The sequence below is a fragment of the Suttonella ornithocola genome (assembly GCF_001889065.1).
Lineage (GTDB): Bacteria > Pseudomonadota > Gammaproteobacteria > Cardiobacteriales > Cardiobacteriaceae > Suttonella_A > Suttonella_A ornithocola.
Map to the genome: position 1 here is coordinate 1 of NZ_LWHB01000324.1, position 515 is coordinate 515.

At 37.5% G+C, this 515-nt stretch carries 1 pseudogene; it reads left to right on the plus strand.

Features of this window, described 5'->3' with window-relative positions:
- Window positions 1-99: 99 nt before the first annotated feature.
- A pseudogene (locus A5N85_RS15445) lies at window positions 100-501 on the plus strand (transposase); the annotation flags it as partial.
- Between the last annotated feature and the right edge of the window lie 14 nt (window positions 502-515).

The following is a 515-nucleotide window of genomic DNA, read 5'->3' on the forward strand; positions in this document are numbered from 1 at the left end:
TCAAGAACAAATAGTAGATAAGACCGCTCAAGACAAACCGATAGTCTATCTTGATGAATGTGGTTTTAAAGCCTTTGATCATAGACTTATGGCTACAGCACAAAAGGACAAGTTTGTCATGGAAGTGATAACTGGCATTTAAAGAACCAGAGCAATGCGATTGGAGCCATTATCAATGGAGAATTGTTTGCCTTACGCTTATATGATGGTTCTATTAACAGCGATATTTTCTCTCATTGGGTGAGAGAAGCACTGTTACCTGAGTTACCTAAAAACAGTGTAATTGTCATGGACAATGCCACTTTTCATAAACGCAGTGATATTCAAGCAATCATTGAAGAGCATGGGCATGAGATAGTTTGGTTACCCCCTTATAGTCCAGACTTAAATCCTATTGAAAAGATGTGGGCTTGGATTAAGCAAATACGCAAAGAATGGCGGATGGATTGTATTGATACTTTATTCTTTTATCTGCTTTGGATTGGATTGGGTTTTAGATGATTGCACTATATGTA